The organism is Fundicoccus sp. Sow4_F4 (assembly GCF_052116145.1).
In the GTDB taxonomy this organism is placed as follows: Bacteria; Bacillota; Bacilli; order Lactobacillales; family Aerococcaceae; genus Fundicoccus.
Window position 1 is genome coordinate 111,396 of record NZ_JBQKLQ010000004.1, and the last position, 18,547, is coordinate 129,942.

The window sequence follows — 18,547 nt, forward strand, 5'->3', positions numbered from 1 at the left end:
GAGCAAATACTGATATGTGCCTTGTTGGTGTATTATGTTCTGTTGCTCGTGATAGTCATTCTCAGTTTCATCCTAAAAAGAGGAGTGACCAAAGGCGCCGCTTACGAGTGGCTGATTCTGTTCCTCCTGCCTTTTTCAGGGCTGTTATTTCTGAAGTTTCCTATTTTTGATACGCATAAGACCGTCGGATTGGATAGCTTCAGTGGTGAAGCGAAGGCGAAGCGCCAGAAATTGTACATCGCCGATATTGCTAAAGATCGGGAAATCATTTCGATTCAAGACGTATTGGCAATCAACAGTGTCTATGAAAAGCGCAGTGTTGTGATGGATTTGTTTTCTTATGATTCCGCACAATACGTAAAAGAGCTTCAGATTGCACTTGGAGATTCGGATACAGAAGTGTCCCATTATGCATCTGCGGCGATTGTTGGGATGAAGGATCGCTTAGAAGGAAAACTTTCGGCAACCCAAAATGATTTTCTCAACAATCCCTCTGATGAAAATGCCGCACGGTATCTTGTTTCAATAAAAGCCTATATCGAAAGTGGTGCACTTAATGAAAATCGAATCCGTAAATATGAAGAACTGTTTTGTGCGTTTATAGATGAATGGGAAGAGGAGGATCCACTCCACAAGCAGGAATGGTTTCCGACGTTGTTGGCCTATCTGACGCACTTGGGATATAAGGAGAAAACGATGGCACTAGTGGAACGGTTTGTTCAAGAGACAAGCAGCCAAGATGCCTACGTGGCAGCACTTAAAGCGAGCTATGCTTTTCGGCGAACCGAGGATTTCCGAAGGTATTTGGCCGAATTGAGAAAAGCGGACCTGGTGCTGACGGATTATCATTATGATATTTTGCAGTTTTTTTTGCAGAACGAGGTGAGGCATGAAAGATAATGAGATAAAATTCGCCAAAACGCTTGGGATTGTGATGCTATTTACAGCAATTGTGCTTGTATTCCAGTTTTCGCGGATGGGCGTGTTGAATAACACGCGGGATGACCAAATCGCGCGTGAAGAGCCCGTTTCAGCAGGCGAACCGCTTGAAGCCCTGACCGTCGAAACGGACACACCGCTAATCGGTATCCTAGCGGACGGGAAAGACCCTAACAAGGGCTATTTAATCGAAGGGACGGCACAGTATCTGACCCATCTGGATTATCAGTATGAATATATTGAGGCGAGCAAAGTGTCGGAGCTACAACAGTATGACATGCTGCTCGTGTTCCTTACAAATTTCGATGATGGGGCGTACATGAGTGCGGTTATGGAATATGTCCGTTCCGGTAAGTTTGCTTACTTTCCTTATTTGCCTTTTGATCGGAACAGTTACTCTAGCAATCTTCGAAAAATCGGGGTTCTGGAGAGTCAGTATGAGAACTTCTCCATCGATCGGATACAGGATACAGGAGGCGTTTTGGGGGAAGCGAATGCCGTATATGAGATTCCGCGTACTGTCGACATGTCCATAAAGGTTCGCTTAGCGAAAGACAGCGAACTATTACTGGCATCTGAGGGGCTGCCTTTGATGTGGTCGTTGCCTTACGGCGAGGGAAATTTTTTGGTCAGTAGTTCAGAAATTTTGGCCTCTTCCGAAAGTAGGGGGGTATTGGCTTATGCCTTGTACCAAGGGCTGTTTGAGCCAAACGACCAGGCGATGGTTCAGCCGTTCTACAACGTATCGACGACCGTGCTGGAAGATCTTGTTGTGCCTGCCGAAATCAGGAACAGCGCTATTCTAGCGCAGACCGGTGTGGACCAGGACGACTTTACCTTGAACCGTTATTTTCGATTATTCAAGGATATTTCCGAAATGTACGGCGATAAAGTCAGCATGAGCTATACCGTTGATTACAGTGAAATGTTTAATGAACAACTTCCCGAAACGTTGCAAAGATCCCAGTTTCGTTTGTATACTGCGCAAGTTCTTGCGAGTGGCGGGGAAATTCTGATCGGCGGCTATTCCAACCATCCGCTCGGCTTAGCAGGGGAACTGGAGGAAATCGGTTATTTTATTCCCTGGAAAAATGAGCAGCGGATGCAAGAATCGATTCAGGTTGCCGAGCATTATCTAGAGGATGTGCAGCAAGGTTACACCGTAACTTCCTACATACCGCCTCAAGGACGCATCGGATCTGAGACTTTGAGCCGCATCGCTACGTTGTTTCCAGATGTTGAAACGGTACTCAATCGCTACATGATCGCGTACCCGGATCAGTTATTGGGGGACTTCACCACCCTCAACCAAGGGAATCAGTACCTCTATACCATTACTACGGAAACCGGCGCGGCGCAATGGGGAACAGCGAATGCGATCCATTCTTTGGGCATCAGCTCATTTGGATTTCATTCCTACAGTCTCTTGACTGATACGATCGATTTTCAGAGTTTCTCAACCGATGTGCAGCGCGCTTATGAACTAGAGCAAGCATACGGATTGGAGAAGACAACGCCTACACAGGCAGCTGAAAGGATTGAACAGTATCAAGATATGACAGTCCACTATGCACAAGATGCGCAAGGTTTAGCTTATGAAATCGATTTGTTTATTGAAGGAGTGACTTTCTTGCTTCGTACTGAGAAGACACCCGTCTCTGAGGATGCGGAAATCAAAAGTATCGGTAATATGCATATTATCTATCCAAAATCTCCGAAAGGATACATTCAGTGGGAGGAGTATTCATGAAAATTTGTTTATTATGCGAAGGTAGTTATCCCTATGCTGTAGGGGGCGTTTCATCCTGGGTGCAACAATTGGTCAAGCTCTTTCCTGAGCATGAGTTTTTTGTCTATGCAATTGCAACGGATGAATCCATGAAAGGGGATTTTAAATACGACCTGCCTGAAAATATCAGCTTCGTCCAGGAAGTGTTCTTGAATGACGCCTATCAAGAACAACCTGCTCATATGCAAGCTGCGGCTGGAGGCAAATTGGAGCCTTGGCAAGCAGAAGCTTTTACGAAGTTGGTCATGGGTGAGGTTGAACATTGGGATTCGATTTTTGACTTTTTTTTACGGCAGCAATGGCCTGTTGCCCAGTTCTTGATGAGCAAAGATTTTTATGCGATTATGCAGGACATCTATTATGAGCATCATCAAATGGCAGTGTATTCGGAATTTTTATGGACGATGCGTTCGATGTATCTGACCCTTTTTCACATTTTGAACCATCCGCCTGAACAAGCTGATATTTACCATGCGGTGTCGACTGGTTATGCGGGGATTGCCGCAGCGCTGGGCAAACGCAAGTGGGGCGGCAAAATGTTGCTTACTGAACACGGTATCTATACCCGCGAACGGGAGGAGGAAATCATCAAAGCAGATTGGGTGCCTGCGGATTTTAAGCAGCTTTGGATCCGTTATTTTAAGAATCTTTCGAAAGCAGCTTATATGAAATCCGATCGTATTCTGGCGTTGTTCGATATGAACAATGCGCTTCAGATAGAATTGGGGGCGGATCCAATCAAATGCGATTACATTGCGAACGGCATCAATGTCGCCAATTTTTTGGATTTACCGCAAAAAGAAAATGCGCAAGTTTTGAATGTGGGCGCGGTTATCCGGGTAAGCCCGATCAAAGATATCAAGACAATGTTGTATGCGTTCGATTTGGTCAAGCAGAATATGCCTCAGGCCTGCTTTTATCTGATGGGTCCCAATGACGAAGCGCCTGAATATTATCAAGAGTGTCTGGATCTACTGGAGGAATTGGGGACTAAAGATGTGATTTTTACCGGCAGAGTGCAGGTTCGCGACTACATCGGTAAAATGGATGTGCTGGTCCTCTCTTCCTTGAGCGAGGCGCAACCGCTGGCCTTGATGGAGGCGATGGCTGCCGGCAAACCGTGCGTCTCCACGAATGTAGGGAGTGTCCGGGAGATGCTGGAAGGCAGTACTGTGGATACACTTGGTATCTGTGGCCTCTTAGCACCGATTATGGATTACGAAAAAATAGCCAGTAATATCATCACCTTGCTTGAAAATCCGGAAATAGCCAGCCAGTTTGGTGAAGTAGGCAAAATGAGGATTGAAAAATATTACAGTGAACATAAATTTATCAGCGCATACCGGGAACTATATCAATTACTGGGAGAAGGCGATAGGCAATGGCTGGAATAGGATTTGAGCTGAAAAAAATTTATAAGAAAAATACAGTTGCTGCGCATATCAAAGGAGGTTTTTACTCTATTTTCGTTACGATCGGACATGTTCTGATCACGATCGGCATGTTGATGGTGGTCAAAGTCTTGTTGCGTGATAGTTTCGATTCGCTTTATTCCGAGCAGCTCTACTCGGCGATTGTTGTTCATTCCTTTATCTTTCCACTCATCTTCACTTCCGGAATCACGATTGTTCTGTCCCGTTACATCGCGGATAAATTATGGAACCGGAAGCATGCGGATATTGCTTCTTCCATTTTAGGTGTGCTGACGCTTTATGTTGTTGTCTTTTCCGTGCCGGGTATCTTGTTGCTCGGGCGTGGACAGGATTTGCCACTGCTCTTAAAAATCCTATCGTATCTTCTGTATATGCAGATGGGATTGATTTATCTGTTGATGACGTATGTGTCTGCACTAAAAAATTATAAAGAAATCGCCCAAAGCTTTATTATCGGGATGGGTACGGTCATCGGTTTGGTTTTGCTCACAAAAGGGTTCCTTTACCAAAATGATGCGATTGTTGTGTATCTGATTTTTTACTTTGCATTGGGTACCTTACTTACATTGATTGGCCTTTATATGGCCGTGAGAAAAGTTTTTAAGCAAATGAACGGCAATTATTTCGAATTTCTCTTGTATTTTAAAAAATATCCAAAACTTTTTTTCTCGAATGTAGCTTATACCATAACGCTGTATGCCCATATTTTTTTATTTTGGAATCATCCGGCCACCAAACAACAGGTTTCCGTGTTCCATTTTTCCGAAGCTTTCGATTTGGCCACCGCCTTTGCGGTCTACTCAATTTTGCCGGCCGCGGTCTTGTTCGTCGTCCGTACGGAGGTTTTTTTCTATGATACCTATCGCGCGTATCTGGATGCGATCAATTACGGTACGGGATTGGAAATTAAAAAACGCAAGCAGGAGATGGAGCGAAGCATGTGGGAGGAATTCCTCTACAGCATGGAAGTGCAGGGTTTGATTTCGATGTTTTGTTTGATCATCGGCTTGCTGTTTTTTAAACAGACTGGAGCACCATCGTTGACGATTGAAGTTTTTCCTGCTCTCGTTTTAGGTATCTATTTGCTGTATTTCTCCTTTTTGGGAGGCACTCTGATGCAGTATTTTGAAAATTATGATGACAGCATGCGCACTTTTTTGCTGGGGCTATTCCTTAACTTGGTCTTCGGCCAACTGACTTTGATGATGGGGAGAGATTTTTACGGAATGGGTATCGTATTTTCCTCCTTTTTGACGCTGGCGTATACGATGGTCAAACTGCGGGAAACATTGCAGGAAATCAATTTTGTTATTTTTACAACGGGCGCCTTACGGCCGTCCTTGACGCGGGGCAGATTCGAAAAATTTGTCGCTGCACTTAATGATGGGGTGGAGAAGAAATGAGACGATTTTTGAATAAGTATAAGCTTGGCTTTACTGCCCTGCTTGTTTTAGGGCTGAGCGTGGGGCTGTTTTATTTTTTTGCCGATCGAAACCATGCGGAGTCAGAGCAGGAGCCAGAAAGCAGCATCCCCACCGACATCGTTTATGATACAACGCTGGAAGATAACTTGGGTTTATATAAGGAAGAAGATCAATTTAAAGTGTATGAAGTCTATCTGACAGTGTATACCGGCTTGGACAGCAAAAGTGGTGAGTCGTTCGATCTGACGGAACTCAATCAAATAGAAGGCAGAACCTTTGATCCGGAACTGAAAGTCAATGTGTTTGTAATCGATCCGGACACGGGTAAAGTAGTGGCTGGGGAAGAGGGCGAGAGTCTCAACGCAACAATTGAATTGCGCGGACAGAGCGCCCGGAACTTTGATCAGAAGTCCTATAAAATCAACTTATCCAAGCAAACACGCTTTTTTCAGGGGCAACAAAAACTAAATCTCAACAAGCACATTTCCGACGATACACGGATCACTCAGAAGTTTGCCTTTGATACGATGATTGGTCTGTCACAATTCACCAGTGTCCGGACAAATTTCATGCATGTACAAATAAAAGATGGTACCGATCCAGCGGCTGCTTATGTCGACTATGGCTTGTTCACGCATGTCGAAAATGTCGATGATGAGTATCTGAAGGTCCGTAGACTCAATGAGAATGCGACTTTTCTGAAGCCGGTAGACTTTGCGTTTACGGTAGCAGAAGCGGAACAGGTTCATTCGAACCTGGATGCAGCGTTGATTTTAAGAGACATCAACCAGCCTGGAGATGACAAGTTGCTGAAGATGATCACGGCCATTAATGAACCAGGAACGGCATTCGATGACATTTTTGACCAATACTTTGACCGTGAAAACTATCTGACCTGGATTGCCTTGAATATCCTACTGAATAACTATGATACGATGTCCCGGAATTTTCTGCTTTATTCGCCGTCGAACGTCGATAAGTGGTATTTCTTGCCTTGGGATTATGATGTCTCGATGATCAGTTCTTCTGAATGGGAAACATCCGAATATGCCAAGTGGTTTGGTCTGCAGCGATACTGGGGCGTTTCTTTGCATCGGAAGTTCTTCCAGACGCCGGAAAATGTTGTTGCTCTCAACGAGAAAATCGATAGTCTATATCAAGCGATGATGCAAGATGGAATCAAAGAAAAAGCCCAAAAATATAGAGAAATCTATGAAAAATATGTCATAGCTTCACAAGCTGATCGGACTTACTTGGAAGAAGTGAAAAGAATGAAGCCTTCGGATATTTTAGAGCGGATCGATCAGATGCCGGCTACTTTAAGCTATAACTACGCGACCTACTATGAACGTTTGGAAGCACCGATGCCATTTTATCTGGATACTATTTCTGAAGAAGCTGATGGTATCGCAATGAATTGGGAGGATGCCGTTGATCTTCAGAATGATGTGCTTTCGTACGAGGTATCTATTTTCACTAATCCAGATGATCCTGCTGCAACCAGTATCTGGTCGCAGACGACTACCAGTAACCAGGTGCTTGCAGAAAATGTCGATTTGGCTGATGGAATTTATTATTGGCAAGCGGTTGCTATGGATAACAATGGAAACAGACAAGTTTCCTTTGATCGCTGCAAGGTGGAGCCAGGCTACCAGAAATTAATACGGTTCGGGATGAAGAAATTTTCGGTTCAAAATGGGGAAATTAAGGAGGCTGACGACAGTGAAACACAATTACCATAAAAAGCATTCCCGGATAGTCCTGTTGCCCTTTTTGTTGCTGCTGTTGTCCGGTTGTAGCGCGGACTATCTGTATGATGACAGCGCCTATTATGATGAAGAAATCTGGAATGCAGAGGTATCCGTCTTGAACGGCAGTGCCTTGAACGAAGACAAGGGAATCTATGACGTGTATGCGGACGAACTGGAACACCTTTATTTAAAAATTCAGCCAGGGAAAGATACGGAGCAAGGCGACGTGTTCTCCTTTTCTTATCTTCAAAATTATACAGAAGGCGATGTCACAGGAGTCGAGCCTTATGTCGATGTTATTTTGACGGAAGGCGATGAATCGGCACCGACGTCCGTGACTGGGTTTGGATTCGGGGAACTCACAGCGAACGCGAAGTTGACCGTGAAAGGAAATACGGATCGAATCGGATCGCGTTCCTGGCAACTGAAATTATACGACCGGGCCGGTCTGTATGAAGGCATGAAGTCGTTCAATCTGATCAAAAATAACGACGATGCTTCGCGGATGAAGATCAAGCTAGGTTTGGACTTAGCTAGTCAACTCGAGGATGTGGCCAGCTTGAGAAGCAAGTTTGTGCGTCTGTTCGTCTACGACACAACCGAGGGCGGTCTGCTCCAGTGGGAGGATATGGGCATCTATACTTTAGTGGAACAACCGAATAAAACTTTTCTGAGAGCCCATGGTTTGAACGAAAATGCTACGTTGTACCGCGCCAAGAATTTTCGTTTTGAGCAACAAACCGAAATCCGTGCAATGGACGATCCGGCCTATGATGAAGAAGCGTTTGAATCGGTGCTCGGCATCCGAGAGACGACGGATCACAGCAAATTGCTGGAGGTATTGGCTCTCCTCGACGATCCTGAAGTGACGAGTGATGTGCTCTTGTCCGGTTCCTTTAATGAGGATAACCTGTTGACGTACGCAGCCCTCAGTCTGCTGATGGGGAATGTCGAAGCAACTGTGACGGACTATTTGATCTACAGTCCGGAGAACAGTCAAACCTGGTATTTCATACCGGAAGATTTCCGAAATGCTTTCGAAACTCCGGAGTGGCAAAGCTATGCCTACTTGATGAACAACAAGGTATTCAGGATATATTTGAAAGAAGAAAAAAACCGCATGAAGCTCAGGGAAAAAGTTACTGAAATCCGATCAATACTGACCGAAGAACGGATAACGGAAACCGTCGCAGGCTATACAAAGCAGCTTTTGCCTTACCTGTATAGTATGCCGGAAATCATCCAGTTGCCGATTCCGGCTGCCGATGTGGAGCCTTACATTGCTGCATTGGTCGATAATATAGCGCAGGTGGACAGCATCAATTACGACGTTCTCCCACCATATATCGAAACGTACACACGGGAAGGCAATACCGTCACGATAAACTTTGCTTCCCAAGCAGACCTGACTTATTATGCGGAAATAGCTGCGGACAGGCGTTTTTCGGAAATCGTCCAGACCCTTCCAATCAACGAGGGCCGCTTCGAATACGAAATGGCGGGCAGCTACTACTTAAGAGTCGTTGGTGTTACAGTAGATGGAGAGCGCGTTGTATGCGGAAATATCTCGTTGGATGGGCTCGGACGGACCATTTACGGCGGGGTAGAAATCAATTAGGAGGCAGATATGCATTATAAAGGGCACCAACTTCGGCATGAATTTAAATACTACATCAACTATCATGAATACACCTACCTAAAAGCCAGGCTTGAAGGGATCATGGCATACGACAAAAATAGCGGCAAAGACGGCTATCATATCCGCAGCCTTTATTTTGATGATGTCTATGATACGGCTTTGAACGAAAAAATGAGCGGGGTCCAATTCCGACAGAAATATCGCATCAGAATCTACAATAAACAAGATGATGTCATTAAGCTGGAACGCAAAGAAAAGTACAGCGACACGATTTCCAAAGAGTCGCTGACCCTTTCAAAAGAACAGTTCTACCACATCATCGAAAATGACAACATTGATTTCCTTTTGCATTCGGAAAAAGAAATGCCGCAACAGATGTTTTGGCATATCCGGACGCGACAATTGGCTCCCGCGGTCGTGGTAGATTATCAGCGGGAAGTCTTCACGTGCGAAGAAGGGAATGTCCGGATCACCTTCGATAAGAATCTGGAAGCGGGCATTGATACCGCCGATATTTTCGATCCGAAAATGACGATTGTCCAGGCGTTTCCGCCTGACGCATTGATATTGGAAGTAAAATATGACGACTATATTCCGGATTATATTTTGAATGCGTTGCAGATTCATTCTCATAAAAAAGAAGCTATTTCAAAGTATGTCTATTGTCGGATGGTCCAATTAAAGTGGAATCCAGCCAGACGTGTTTTAAGAAAGGAAAGATACTAATGGAGACATTTTCTGATATTTTCAAAAAAAGTTTTATGGAGGGTTCAACTACTCAAATCAGCATTCCGGGGATTTTTTTAGTGCTGGGCTTGTCCCTGGTGGTGGCGGGATACATCTATATTGTTTACAAAAAATGCTATATCGGTGTCATCTACAGCCATAATTTCAATGTGGCCCTTGCGATGATGACGATCATTTCCGCTATGATCATTGCCACGATTTCATCGAACATCACGCTGTCCTTGGGGATGGTGGGGGCTTTGTCCATCGTGCGGTTCCGGACAGCGATAAAAGATCCGATTGACTTGATCTTTTTATTCTGGGCTGTCGCAGCGGGTATTACGGTAGGCGCCCGATTGTGGGTCATGGTCTTGTTGGGAAATCTGTGCATTGGATTAGCTTTTATGTTTATGACCAAATTAAAAAGGAAGGATGTCATCTATTTGTTGGTCATTTCCTATGATGATGAGGCGTTCCCGGCTGTGAATGCCGTGCTGCAAATGTTCAAGTCGGTGTTGCGCTCGAAAATATCGCGGAATGGCCTGACTGAAATGACGGTCGAAATCAACATGAGTGACGAGAATACCCAATTCACCGAGAAATTGACTGCCATCCCGCAGGTCCATTCTGTGTCGTTGGTGACCTACAGCGGAGAATTTGCGCAATAAAAATGATCAGGTCGCCCGCTTGAACCCTTTCGGAAATACAATATTGTACTTTTTGGATGCGGAATTTTTGAACAATTGTTAATATTATACATAATCCTGAATTATTCATACTACCCGAAACTTTGACATGAACAACCCTATTTCATTCAACGTTTAAATCAGACTTTTGTCTATCAAGGGATCGGTGTTGTTATTGGTGAGTATGACTTACTTGGCTATGATCGTTCAGATGATGTTAATCCAATCGGTGAAACTTACAAATACATCAGCCATCTTAACCAGTTAACGCGTTACCAACCCATCAGCTTGTTCTTATGGGACAACGGCCAACACTTTGACCGGCTGGCTTTGACTTGGCGTTTCGAGGAATTTGGCGATGTGATTAGCCAATCGATGCATAGTGATTCGGCTTATGGGACATTCTTTAATACCTCTTACTTAACTGACGCTGAAGCAGATTTATTTATTACGCTGAGTTATAATGGTGCGAATTTGGACGAATTATTGTACAATGGAAAAGACTTGCTTGCTGGTCGTGACTTTGAAGTCAATCAAGACGGCGTCTATTTGTACCCAGGCTTTGCGGGTGAGGGTGGCACATTAACCATGCGTTTTACGCAAGGTGCAACTTGGAACCAACAGGTGAAAATTGTTGGCGACTTCATTCTAGCGGACAGCAGTTTGCCAGACACCAGCAGTAACGGCAGCCCCAACATCAGCAGTGGCGAAATTGTTATAGACACCAGTCAAGCAGAAGTCAGCAGCGAAAGCGTCGCCGCCGACCAAGGCACCAGCGATGACACCATCGCCGATAGCGAACGCGTCAGTCAACCAGACATCAACGCTCAACCAGACGCTGACCGCGAACCCGCCGACATCAACCAAACAACAAGCCAAGCCCAAGCAGGTACGCTCGTGATTCCCGTAGAGTTTGCGGGTCACGATGTGAAACGCATTAACTTAGTAACAGGTAACCAACCGATTCCCTTGACCTATTTAGAAGATTATCAACCGGACGTTCCTTTAGGACAATTAACACTTTCACGGACATTTCTAGCCACGCTTGGCAAGGGGCGACACAATCTAGTCGTTGAAACTTTTGCAGGCGGACATTATCCATACACGATTATTGTGGATGAAAAGGGGATACGTGGATTGGCTAAGTAACAATGGGCGGCGACTAGTAAAGCGAGGCGAGAACTTGATAGTTAGAATATTGGGTAACTTAGCAATAATTTTAGTCGATTTATATATATTAATTAAATTAAATAATAACGATTTCCCACTTAAGAAACAAGGCCCGAAGGAGTTAGCTGTTTACATTTTAATTCAAACAATTGTTTGTCTTTTTATGCTAGCAATGGCCCCAATGATTTTAGGGCTTCGGTTTGACTTTCGAGTCATCCTGTACATTCTGATGGCCACATATCTGGGGCTGAAAGTCACCCTTCCAACCATCGCGATAGTTGCGATCGGCCGACTGTTCTTTAGTAGTTATTTAAGTATCACATCGAATCTGATCTTTTCGGCGTATCTGATACTGACCCTACCATTCTTCCTTGAATGGTCGAAAAAGTATTTCAATGATCTGGGACAGTTGTTGGTCGTCAATGATATTTACTTGGTCAGTTTACTACCTTTTTATATTTATACGCTGGGCAGTTTGCAAAAGGCTTTCATGTTTTTTTCAATTGCACTGCTGTCCTCGACGGTTTTTATTCTAATTATTCATTATGTGATGCTTGATATTCGAAAACTTTTAAACTTAGCAATCATCGATAACTTATCGGACCTGTACAATTCCCGACGCCTGCAAGAGGATTTATCGAAGTATTCTAAATCCGATACTAAATATGCTTTAGTGATGATTGATATTGATGATTTCAAATGTTACAACGATTTATATGGCCACTTAGTAGGCGACGAAGTGATTCGCAGATTTTCGCTAGTGCTGAAAGAAGCCGTCGGAAAAGATTATAGTGCCTACCGTTATGGCGGAGAAGAGTTCGTCGTGCTGGTTAAAGATCAGAATGGCAAAGTAGCCTACAGAGTTGCTCAAGCCTTTCAAACCCGGCTCCAAGATTTAGTCATTGCTTCTCCAATGGGCGGGGAACAACTGATTACAGTCACCGCCTCAATTGGGGTGGCCTATCAGTGGCGCGACGAGCATTTAAACCATACCTTTAAACGCGCCGATCAAGCCATGTATACAGCTAAACACAATGGTAAGAACCAAATTATTATTGGCTAAGTAGCCATATTGTACCAATTGGAGGATTCATTTATTCCTGATCTTTCAGAAATTGAAAGAGTTCGAAAAACATCATCACAATTATAGAAGGGATGTGTTAGAATGCAGAGTCAATTAGCGTCATTAAGAAACGATTTGTATCTAGTGTATCAACCGATTGTTCGCCGAATTACGACACGAGAAACCGAAATGACTGAATTTGAAGTCTTATTGCGAACCAAACGCAACCACCGCTACCCGGGTGACTTTATGGATTTCTTAATTTCGAGCGAAAATCGCAATCGCCAATTGTTGGAATGGTATAGTGAAGAAATGATCCGGATTATCCAAAAACATCCGACCTATCGCTTCGACATTAACATTCACCCGCAACAACTCACACATCCCTCGACTTGGGTCTTTTTAGAAAGCTTGTTAGAATGGAAGGACCGGATTCAAATTGAAATGACTGAAAAACCATTTCAACAATCCTGTACCGAAACGAGTGATGACCACAGCCTGTGCAATCAGATTAAAGCTATTCAAAAGCTCGGTTACCGCATAAGTTTAGACGATGTTGGCTCAGGCATCAACACGCTGGAATTGATCGCTGGCCGAATGACAGGCGTCTCGACCCTCAAATTCTCGATTCATAATTTTCGACGGATTTCCCCTGACGTCCTGAAACACTTTATCATTGCCTGGCGAGTTTTCGCGGACTCCTACGGCCTACGCATCGTCGTCGAAGGAGTCGAAAACCAAACCGTCGCCGACTACCTATTTGCCAACGGCATCGAATGGCAACAAGGCTACTACTGGGCCGAAAAAATCGACCTTTAAAACATTCTAGCTCTTTATAACTAAATAAGACTGATACGCTCTAACGGTGAAAGAAAAACCTCGTTGGAGCTTTTTATATTTGCGCCCAGCTTTTAGTCGCCCTCTGAATGCTTGACGAAAATTAAGGCCTAGATTTAGCAAGCCATCTATCAAGATTTCTTTAAATATGATAAACTTCTTCTATAAATGGAGGCGGTTTCTTTGAAGGAAAAAACATTAGGAGAATGGACTAGCTATCTTTTTTCAGGCGCCATTGCGGTGAATTATCTTGCGATGTGGTTTGATTTAATTGAGATCCGGACATTCGGTCTAGTTTTATTATTGCTAGTAGGAATTAACCAATTGTGGAACTCTTGGCGTGAATACCAAGAAAATAAACGCTTTGAAGGCATGGTCCTGGTGTCATTTGCCATTGGGGTGGCCACGCTCGGATTATTTATTTCCAGCTTTTTTTAAATTGCGATACCGTCTATTAAGTTAGGTGGTTTTTTTGTTTGTTAAGGAATTGCATTTGACTTCACGGACTTAGAAACGTTGTAAGAGCTGATTGAGATAGGTCTGTATTTCTATAAACTAGTCGCTTCTCTTTAATTCGCCATGCTTTTGGAAGGGTGACTGGCTTTGAAGTAAAAAATGAGTCGTATCTCTTTGATCCGCACGATTTCAGCAGAGGCACGGGTTCTTTATCAAATCGTCGTGAACCTCAGGTGAATGACACCACTGTTTTTGATGGCTGAACTGCAGGCTTGACGGCTGTGAGGCGCGGATGAGGAAACTTCAGGCTATCAATAGGCTTTGTCAAGTAACTTTATTATTCTCGACTCAATATTAAAGGCACTAGCTTTGAAGTGCAAAAGGAGTCGCATCTCTTCGAGTCGCGACGATTATAGAAGGACCACTTGTTCTTTATTTAATCGTCGTGAACCTCAGGTGAACGACTCCGCTGGGCTTGATGGTAGAATTGAGGAAGTGATGACTGTACTTCAAGCACGGTGTTTTCAGTTTAGCGTGACGCTGCATTAGAGCTCTTAAATCGACTTCTAAAAGCACTTGTCCCTCAAACCCACTATCATCTACCTCGACTCGAATCACCGTCAGTGTATTATGTCGAAATGCACGTTCGTCCAACCTTATATAGATATCTGGTTGACTGAACGTGAATGAAATGAAGGGCGTCTATCGCCACGTGGATTTCTCATGACGTTGTGTTATCGAGTCTGCATACTCACCTGCCAGCCCTCGCTAATCCCACTAATTCCGGTGTAGCACCTTGAGCGAGTAAGCCCGTGATAGTGAAGTATCTACTAATAAAATGTCAGAAGACTAAACTATTAGTAGAAAGGAATGAGACTAAAACCGGTGTGGTGATTTGTACGACACCGAATGGCGCGTTGCTTTCGGTGTGGCTCCAATCATGACACCGGAAAACTCGCTAGATTTCTCAAAGAAGGCCGTTTTATCAACGAATCTCGCGTTTTATTGAGTATAAACTAAAGAAATGAGACTAAAACCAGTGTGGCGATTTGCGCGACACCGAATGGCGAGTGAAAATTCACGTGGCTAACCTCGGGACGTGAAAAATCAAATCAAAATTTACGTGGCTTACGTGTAATTGCTGTCGCATTGGTTGATGCTTCGCTAAAACCACTAATTCCGGTGTGGCACCTTGAGCGACGCCGAATTGTGGCTGGTATTCGTTGTCGCTCACGTCGTGACACTGGATTTCTAAGGATTAGTCACAGTATTATGTTATATTCTGCCTAAAAAGCATCAGACCTTGCATAGACTCAGTGCAGGCATGCACCAGCAAAAAATAGATATCTTGATGAGGTATATTTCTGGTATAATGATTGAAATGCTTTAGAAAAAGGGGAGTTTTAGATGCAGCGTCAGTTGATTGCGATTGATTTGGATGGAACAACTTTGAATAATGAGTCTAAGTTGAGTCCTTTAACGGTTCGGACTTTGCGTGAATTGAATAAGCAAGGGCATGTGGTGTCGATTGCGACCGGGCGACCTTATCGAAGTAGTGCGTCGATTTATCAAGAGTTGGGAATTCGACGTCCAATGGTCAATTTTAATGGTGCGTTGTGTCATTTTCCAGGACAGACGGCTTGGACCGGGCGTTACCATCAAGGGTTGACGCGTGAAATAGCTTTGGAATTACTGGCACAGCAGAACGATTTGGCGATCGATTTGATGTTGGTTGAAGGCCAGGATCAATTATATTCGCGCCGCTTAACGTTTGGTGACAATGAAATGGCACGCGATGGCTCCCAGACAATAGGAATTTATGATTGGATGCGTTTAGACGAGCGAGCGATTCTGTCGAATGATGCAACTTTCGCGGATCCGACGGCACTACTTTTGTTGAGTCAGCGCGAGCGACAAAGTGAGATTCAGAAGAATATTCAACGCTCATTTGGCGACTATGTTGACATTCATACTTGGGGTGGGGAAGCGCCGGTCCTAGAAGTTGTGCGACAAGGCGTCCATAAAGCAATTGGAGTCGATACGATTGCGAAATATTACGGAATTTCGGCGTCGAACGTCTTAGCTTTTGGGGACGAACTGAACGACCTTGATATGTTGGACTATGCGGGAACGGGCGTTATGATGCGCAATGGCAACCAAGCGCTTCAAGCTGTCGCCAACGACCAAACAGAATTGACGAATGACGAGGACGGTTTGGCACACTATCTGATTGAGCGTTTTGGTTTGTCCAAATAGATAGTTGAAATAGTCGAGCAATTAAAAGTAGCGTTCAGAAAACACGTCTTTAGTACGTGTTTTTTATTTGGTTCAGCGGATAAAAATTCCGAAATGGCGCTTGTCCACTGGGCTTTGTAACAAAAAATGATAAGGTCTTAAAGTTTTAATAAAAAACTTGTTAATCTATAATTAAAACGATACAATTACATAATGTTTTGTGGGGAATATTAGCGAAAATCAACAAGAGAAGGTTGGATATTAATTGGAAGAAAAGACAATTCAGTCAATTAGCAAAAAAGTACAGAACCTAAGTCTAGCTTTTCAACCGATTTGGGAAATAACTGGTAGTGGAGCGGTTATTAAGAGTTACGAAATACTATTGCGTTACGCGGATGGAGACTTTTTCCCATTTGAGATTTTTAATGAATTAACACGCACTGAAGAAGCTTGTAAATTACTCAATCAATGGTATGGAAATAAGATCACGTATTATTTAAGCAAGTATCCAGAAGTCATCTTTAATTTGAATGTCGACTTACAACAAATGCAATACACATCGACGTGGGAATTATTAAAAGTTCTCAGTCAATTTAAGAAACGCATCGCGATTGAAATGACCGAATTTTATCAAGTGTCGAACCTCGAACACAAACGTTTATTCTTTGAATCGATGGCTTACATCCGCGAATTGGGTATGCCACTAGCTTTCGACGACGTTGGCAATGGTCAACATTCGATTAGTTTCGTCACGAAGAATATCCACCTCGTCGATATGGTTAAAATTTCGCTCTTACACCTACAGCATTTAGACCCAATTACAGTTGGCTTATACGTTGACATTTGGGTGCGAATTGCTAAAGATGCTAAGGTTGACTTGGTCATTGAAGGAATCGAAAATCAAACAACCGCGGACATCATGACTTCGCGCGGCATTATTTTTCAACAAGGTTTTTTTTGGTCGAAACCGATTCAAGAAATTTAGCTCCCAATTTTGAGAAAGCCGCTGCGCGGTTTTTTTTTATATTCGGGAATTAAAATGAACTTGAACTGTGCTTGTGTCCTACTTAGAAACTGGTATAATTATGACAAGACACTGTAATGGAGGGTGTGAGGAGCCATATGCTAGTAAATTTATTTATCAATGTAGGTATTATGTTAGTTGCTATTTATTTCTATTTCTCGGTTAATCGATCAAGTACCAATTACCGTGACCCATCTTGGACTCATTACTTGATGTATACGCTGGGACTTTCAATTGTGGGCATTAGTCAGATGATATTTTCAATAACGATTTATGAGATTCGACTCGATTTTCGGGGCTTGTTGTTCGCGATTGCTTTTAAATATTTCGATTTAAAGACGGCCATAAGCAGTTTAATTTTTCTAACATTAGCGCGGTTTATGTGGGGTCAGAATAATGTCTCACTGCTTAATTTAGCGAATGGAGTCTACTTATTGATTTCTTTGCCATTGTTAGCTCAATATATGAAAACACGTTTTTCAGAATCGACCCAGTTGGCTATTTTATTGGCAAATGGTACTTTAACAACTTCCATATCATTACTGATTTTAATTAAAGATGTGATGCACTCATTGCAGCTGATTATTCTACTTTGGTTAGCAAATTTCCTATTATTGTTTTTCTGTGTGGCGATTATCAAAGATTTGACGAAAATGGTCAAGCTGATCAATAATGATTGCTTGACGAGTCTGAATAATCAACGACGTTTTCAAGAAGATCTTGGGATTCTGGAATCTGTTGAAAAGGACCTCTCGATTGCTTTGCTTGATATTGATCATTTTAAATTATATAACGATACTTTTGGCCATGAAGTTGGCGACATGGTCCTCCAGAAATTCACCGAATTATTGACAGCACGGATTAGCCTGAAAACTAATGCCTACCGGGTGGGAGGCGAGGAATTTGCCTTGATCATGACGGGTAAGAGCCAAGAGGAAGCTGAGGAACTTGTCTACGAGCTTCGAGAAATCTTTGAGAAAACACCTTACTTAGGTTTCGTTAATCAAGCGATTACGCAACCGACGGTTTCGATTGGCCTAGCTCATCGTGTCTTGTCGGAAACACCGGTGGATACGTATCGCCGCGCTGACCAAGCCCTTTACTTCAGTAAGAATAATGGACGTAACCAAGTAAAAGTGGCACAGTATCCGCCGATAGAGAACGTAAAAGTAGAAGAAGCGTCGAACGACGGCCTGCTCATGCAAGTCGACCAGGTTAGCCAAGTGATTCAAGCGAAACTAACAGCTCAATCACTTCAATCGCCGGAGACGACTGAATAGTTCGAATAATCAGAATGATCTAAGAAATCCGACTAAACCGAATAGTTCGAATAGTCAGTCCTTAATGTTAGAGATTTAATTAGAAAAACCGCAGC

15 protein-coding genes are annotated in these 18,547 nt (G+C 43.4%); all 15 read left to right on the forward strand.

Annotated features, from left to right (window positions below; genetic code table 11):
* Positions 1 to 84 precede the first annotated feature (84 nt).
* Positions 85 to 900 (forward strand): hypothetical protein, encoded by an 816-nt coding sequence (locus ACTQ5J_RS07520; protein WP_441752003.1) that lies wholly within the window; start codon positions 85 to 87, stop codon positions 898 to 900.
* A complete protein-coding gene (locus tag ACTQ5J_RS07525; RefSeq protein WP_441752005.1) occupies positions 890 to 2,689 on the forward strand; it encodes a DUF2194 domain-containing protein in 1,800 nt (599 codons plus the stop codon). The genes ACTQ5J_RS07520 and ACTQ5J_RS07525 overlap by 11 nt, the downstream gene beginning before the upstream one ends.
* Entirely contained in the window at positions 2,686 to 4,122 is a 1,437-nt protein-coding gene (gene pelF / locus ACTQ5J_RS07530) for a GT4 family glycosyltransferase PelF (RefSeq protein ID WP_441752007.1), read from the forward strand. Before ACTQ5J_RS07525 ends, pelF begins: the two co-directional genes overlap by 4 nt.
* A complete protein-coding gene (pelG, locus tag ACTQ5J_RS07535) occupies positions 4,110 to 5,564 on the forward strand; it encodes an exopolysaccharide Pel transporter PelG (protein WP_441752009.1) in 1,455 nt (484 codons plus the stop codon). Before pelF ends, pelG begins: the two co-directional genes overlap by 13 nt.
* 8 nt (positions 5,565 to 5,572) lie before the next feature.
* Positions 5,573 to 7,327, forward strand: coding sequence for a CotH kinase family protein (locus tag ACTQ5J_RS07540; RefSeq protein ID WP_441752011.1), 1,755 nt, complete (start codon positions 5,573 to 5,575; stop codon positions 7,325 to 7,327).
* Positions 7,308 to 8,954, forward strand: coding sequence for a CotH kinase family protein (locus ACTQ5J_RS07545; RefSeq protein ID WP_441752013.1), 1,647 nt, complete (start codon positions 7,308 to 7,310; stop codon positions 8,952 to 8,954). The genes ACTQ5J_RS07540 and ACTQ5J_RS07545 overlap by 20 nt, the downstream gene beginning before the upstream one ends.
* Before the next feature lie 9 nt (positions 8,955 to 8,963).
* Positions 8,964 to 9,701, forward strand: coding sequence for a polyphosphate polymerase domain-containing protein (locus ACTQ5J_RS07550; protein ID WP_441752015.1), 738 nt, complete (start codon positions 8,964 to 8,966; stop codon positions 9,699 to 9,701).
* Positions 9,701 to 10,369: a DUF4956 domain-containing protein gene (locus ACTQ5J_RS07555; protein ID WP_441752017.1), complete on the forward strand. Its 669-nt coding sequence runs from the start codon at positions 9,701 to 9,703 to the stop codon at positions 10,367 to 10,369. Before ACTQ5J_RS07550 ends, ACTQ5J_RS07555 begins: the two co-directional genes overlap by 1 nt.
* A gap of 378 nt (positions 10,370 to 10,747) precedes the next feature.
* The gene (locus ACTQ5J_RS07560) at positions 10,748 to 11,536 is read left to right on the forward strand and encodes a hypothetical protein (protein ID WP_441752019.1); all 789 of its coding nucleotides are present in this window, start codon (positions 10,748 to 10,750) and stop codon (positions 11,534 to 11,536) included.
* A 34-nt stretch (positions 11,537 to 11,570) separates the two neighbouring features.
* A complete protein-coding gene (locus tag ACTQ5J_RS07565; protein ID WP_441752020.1) occupies positions 11,571 to 12,620 on the forward strand; it encodes a GGDEF domain-containing protein in 1,050 nt (349 codons plus the stop codon).
* Positions 12,621 to 12,722: 102 nt separating this feature from the next.
* Positions 12,723 to 13,439: an EAL domain-containing protein gene (locus ACTQ5J_RS07570; RefSeq protein WP_441752022.1), complete on the forward strand. Its 717-nt coding sequence runs from the start codon at positions 12,723 to 12,725 to the stop codon at positions 13,437 to 13,439.
* Positions 13,440 to 13,640: 201 nt separating this feature from the next.
* Positions 13,641 to 13,895, forward strand: coding sequence for a hypothetical protein (locus ACTQ5J_RS07575; RefSeq protein WP_441752024.1), 255 nt, complete (start codon positions 13,641 to 13,643; stop codon positions 13,893 to 13,895).
* A 1,425-nt stretch (positions 13,896 to 15,320) separates the two neighbouring features.
* Entirely contained in the window at positions 15,321 to 16,169 is an 849-nt protein-coding gene (locus ACTQ5J_RS07580) for a Cof-type HAD-IIB family hydrolase (RefSeq protein WP_441752026.1), read from the forward strand.
* 244 nt (positions 16,170 to 16,413) lie between these two features.
* Complete coding sequence (locus ACTQ5J_RS07585) at positions 16,414 to 17,133, forward strand: EAL domain-containing protein (RefSeq protein ID WP_441752028.1); 720 nt, start codon at positions 16,414 to 16,416, stop codon at positions 17,131 to 17,133.
* Between the two features lie 137 nt (positions 17,134 to 17,270).
* Positions 17,271 to 18,452 carry a GGDEF domain-containing protein gene (locus tag ACTQ5J_RS07590; protein WP_441752029.1) on the forward strand — a complete coding sequence of 394 codons (1,182 nt, stop codon included), beginning with the start codon at positions 17,271 to 17,273 and terminating at the stop codon, positions 18,450 to 18,452.
* The last annotated feature ends 95 nt before the right edge of the window (positions 18,453 to 18,547 follow it).

Coding starts and splice junctions, on each gene's coding strand:
- ACTQ5J_RS07590 (WP_441752029.1), top strand. CDS start 17,271: ATGCTAGTAAATTTATTTATCAATGTAGGTATTATGTTAGTTGCTATT.
- ACTQ5J_RS07525 (WP_441752005.1), top strand. CDS start 890: ATGAAAGATAATGAGATAAAATTCGCCAAAACGCTTGGGATTGTGATG.
- ACTQ5J_RS07580 (WP_441752026.1), top strand. CDS start 15,321: ATGCAGCGTCAGTTGATTGCGATTGATTTGGATGGAACAACTTTGAAT.
- ACTQ5J_RS07555 (WP_441752017.1), top strand. CDS start 9,701: ATGGAGACATTTTCTGATATTTTCAAAAAAAGTTTTATGGAGGGTTCA.
- pelG (WP_441752009.1), top strand. CDS start 4,110: ATGGCTGGAATAGGATTTGAGCTGAAAAAAATTTATAAGAAAAATACA.
- pelF (WP_441752007.1), top strand. CDS start 2,686: ATGAAAATTTGTTTATTATGCGAAGGTAGTTATCCCTATGCTGTAGGG.
- ACTQ5J_RS07550 (WP_441752015.1), top strand. CDS start 8,964: ATGCATTATAAAGGGCACCAACTTCGGCATGAATTTAAATACTACATC.
- ACTQ5J_RS07570 (WP_441752022.1), top strand. CDS start 12,723: ATGCAGAGTCAATTAGCGTCATTAAGAAACGATTTGTATCTAGTGTAT.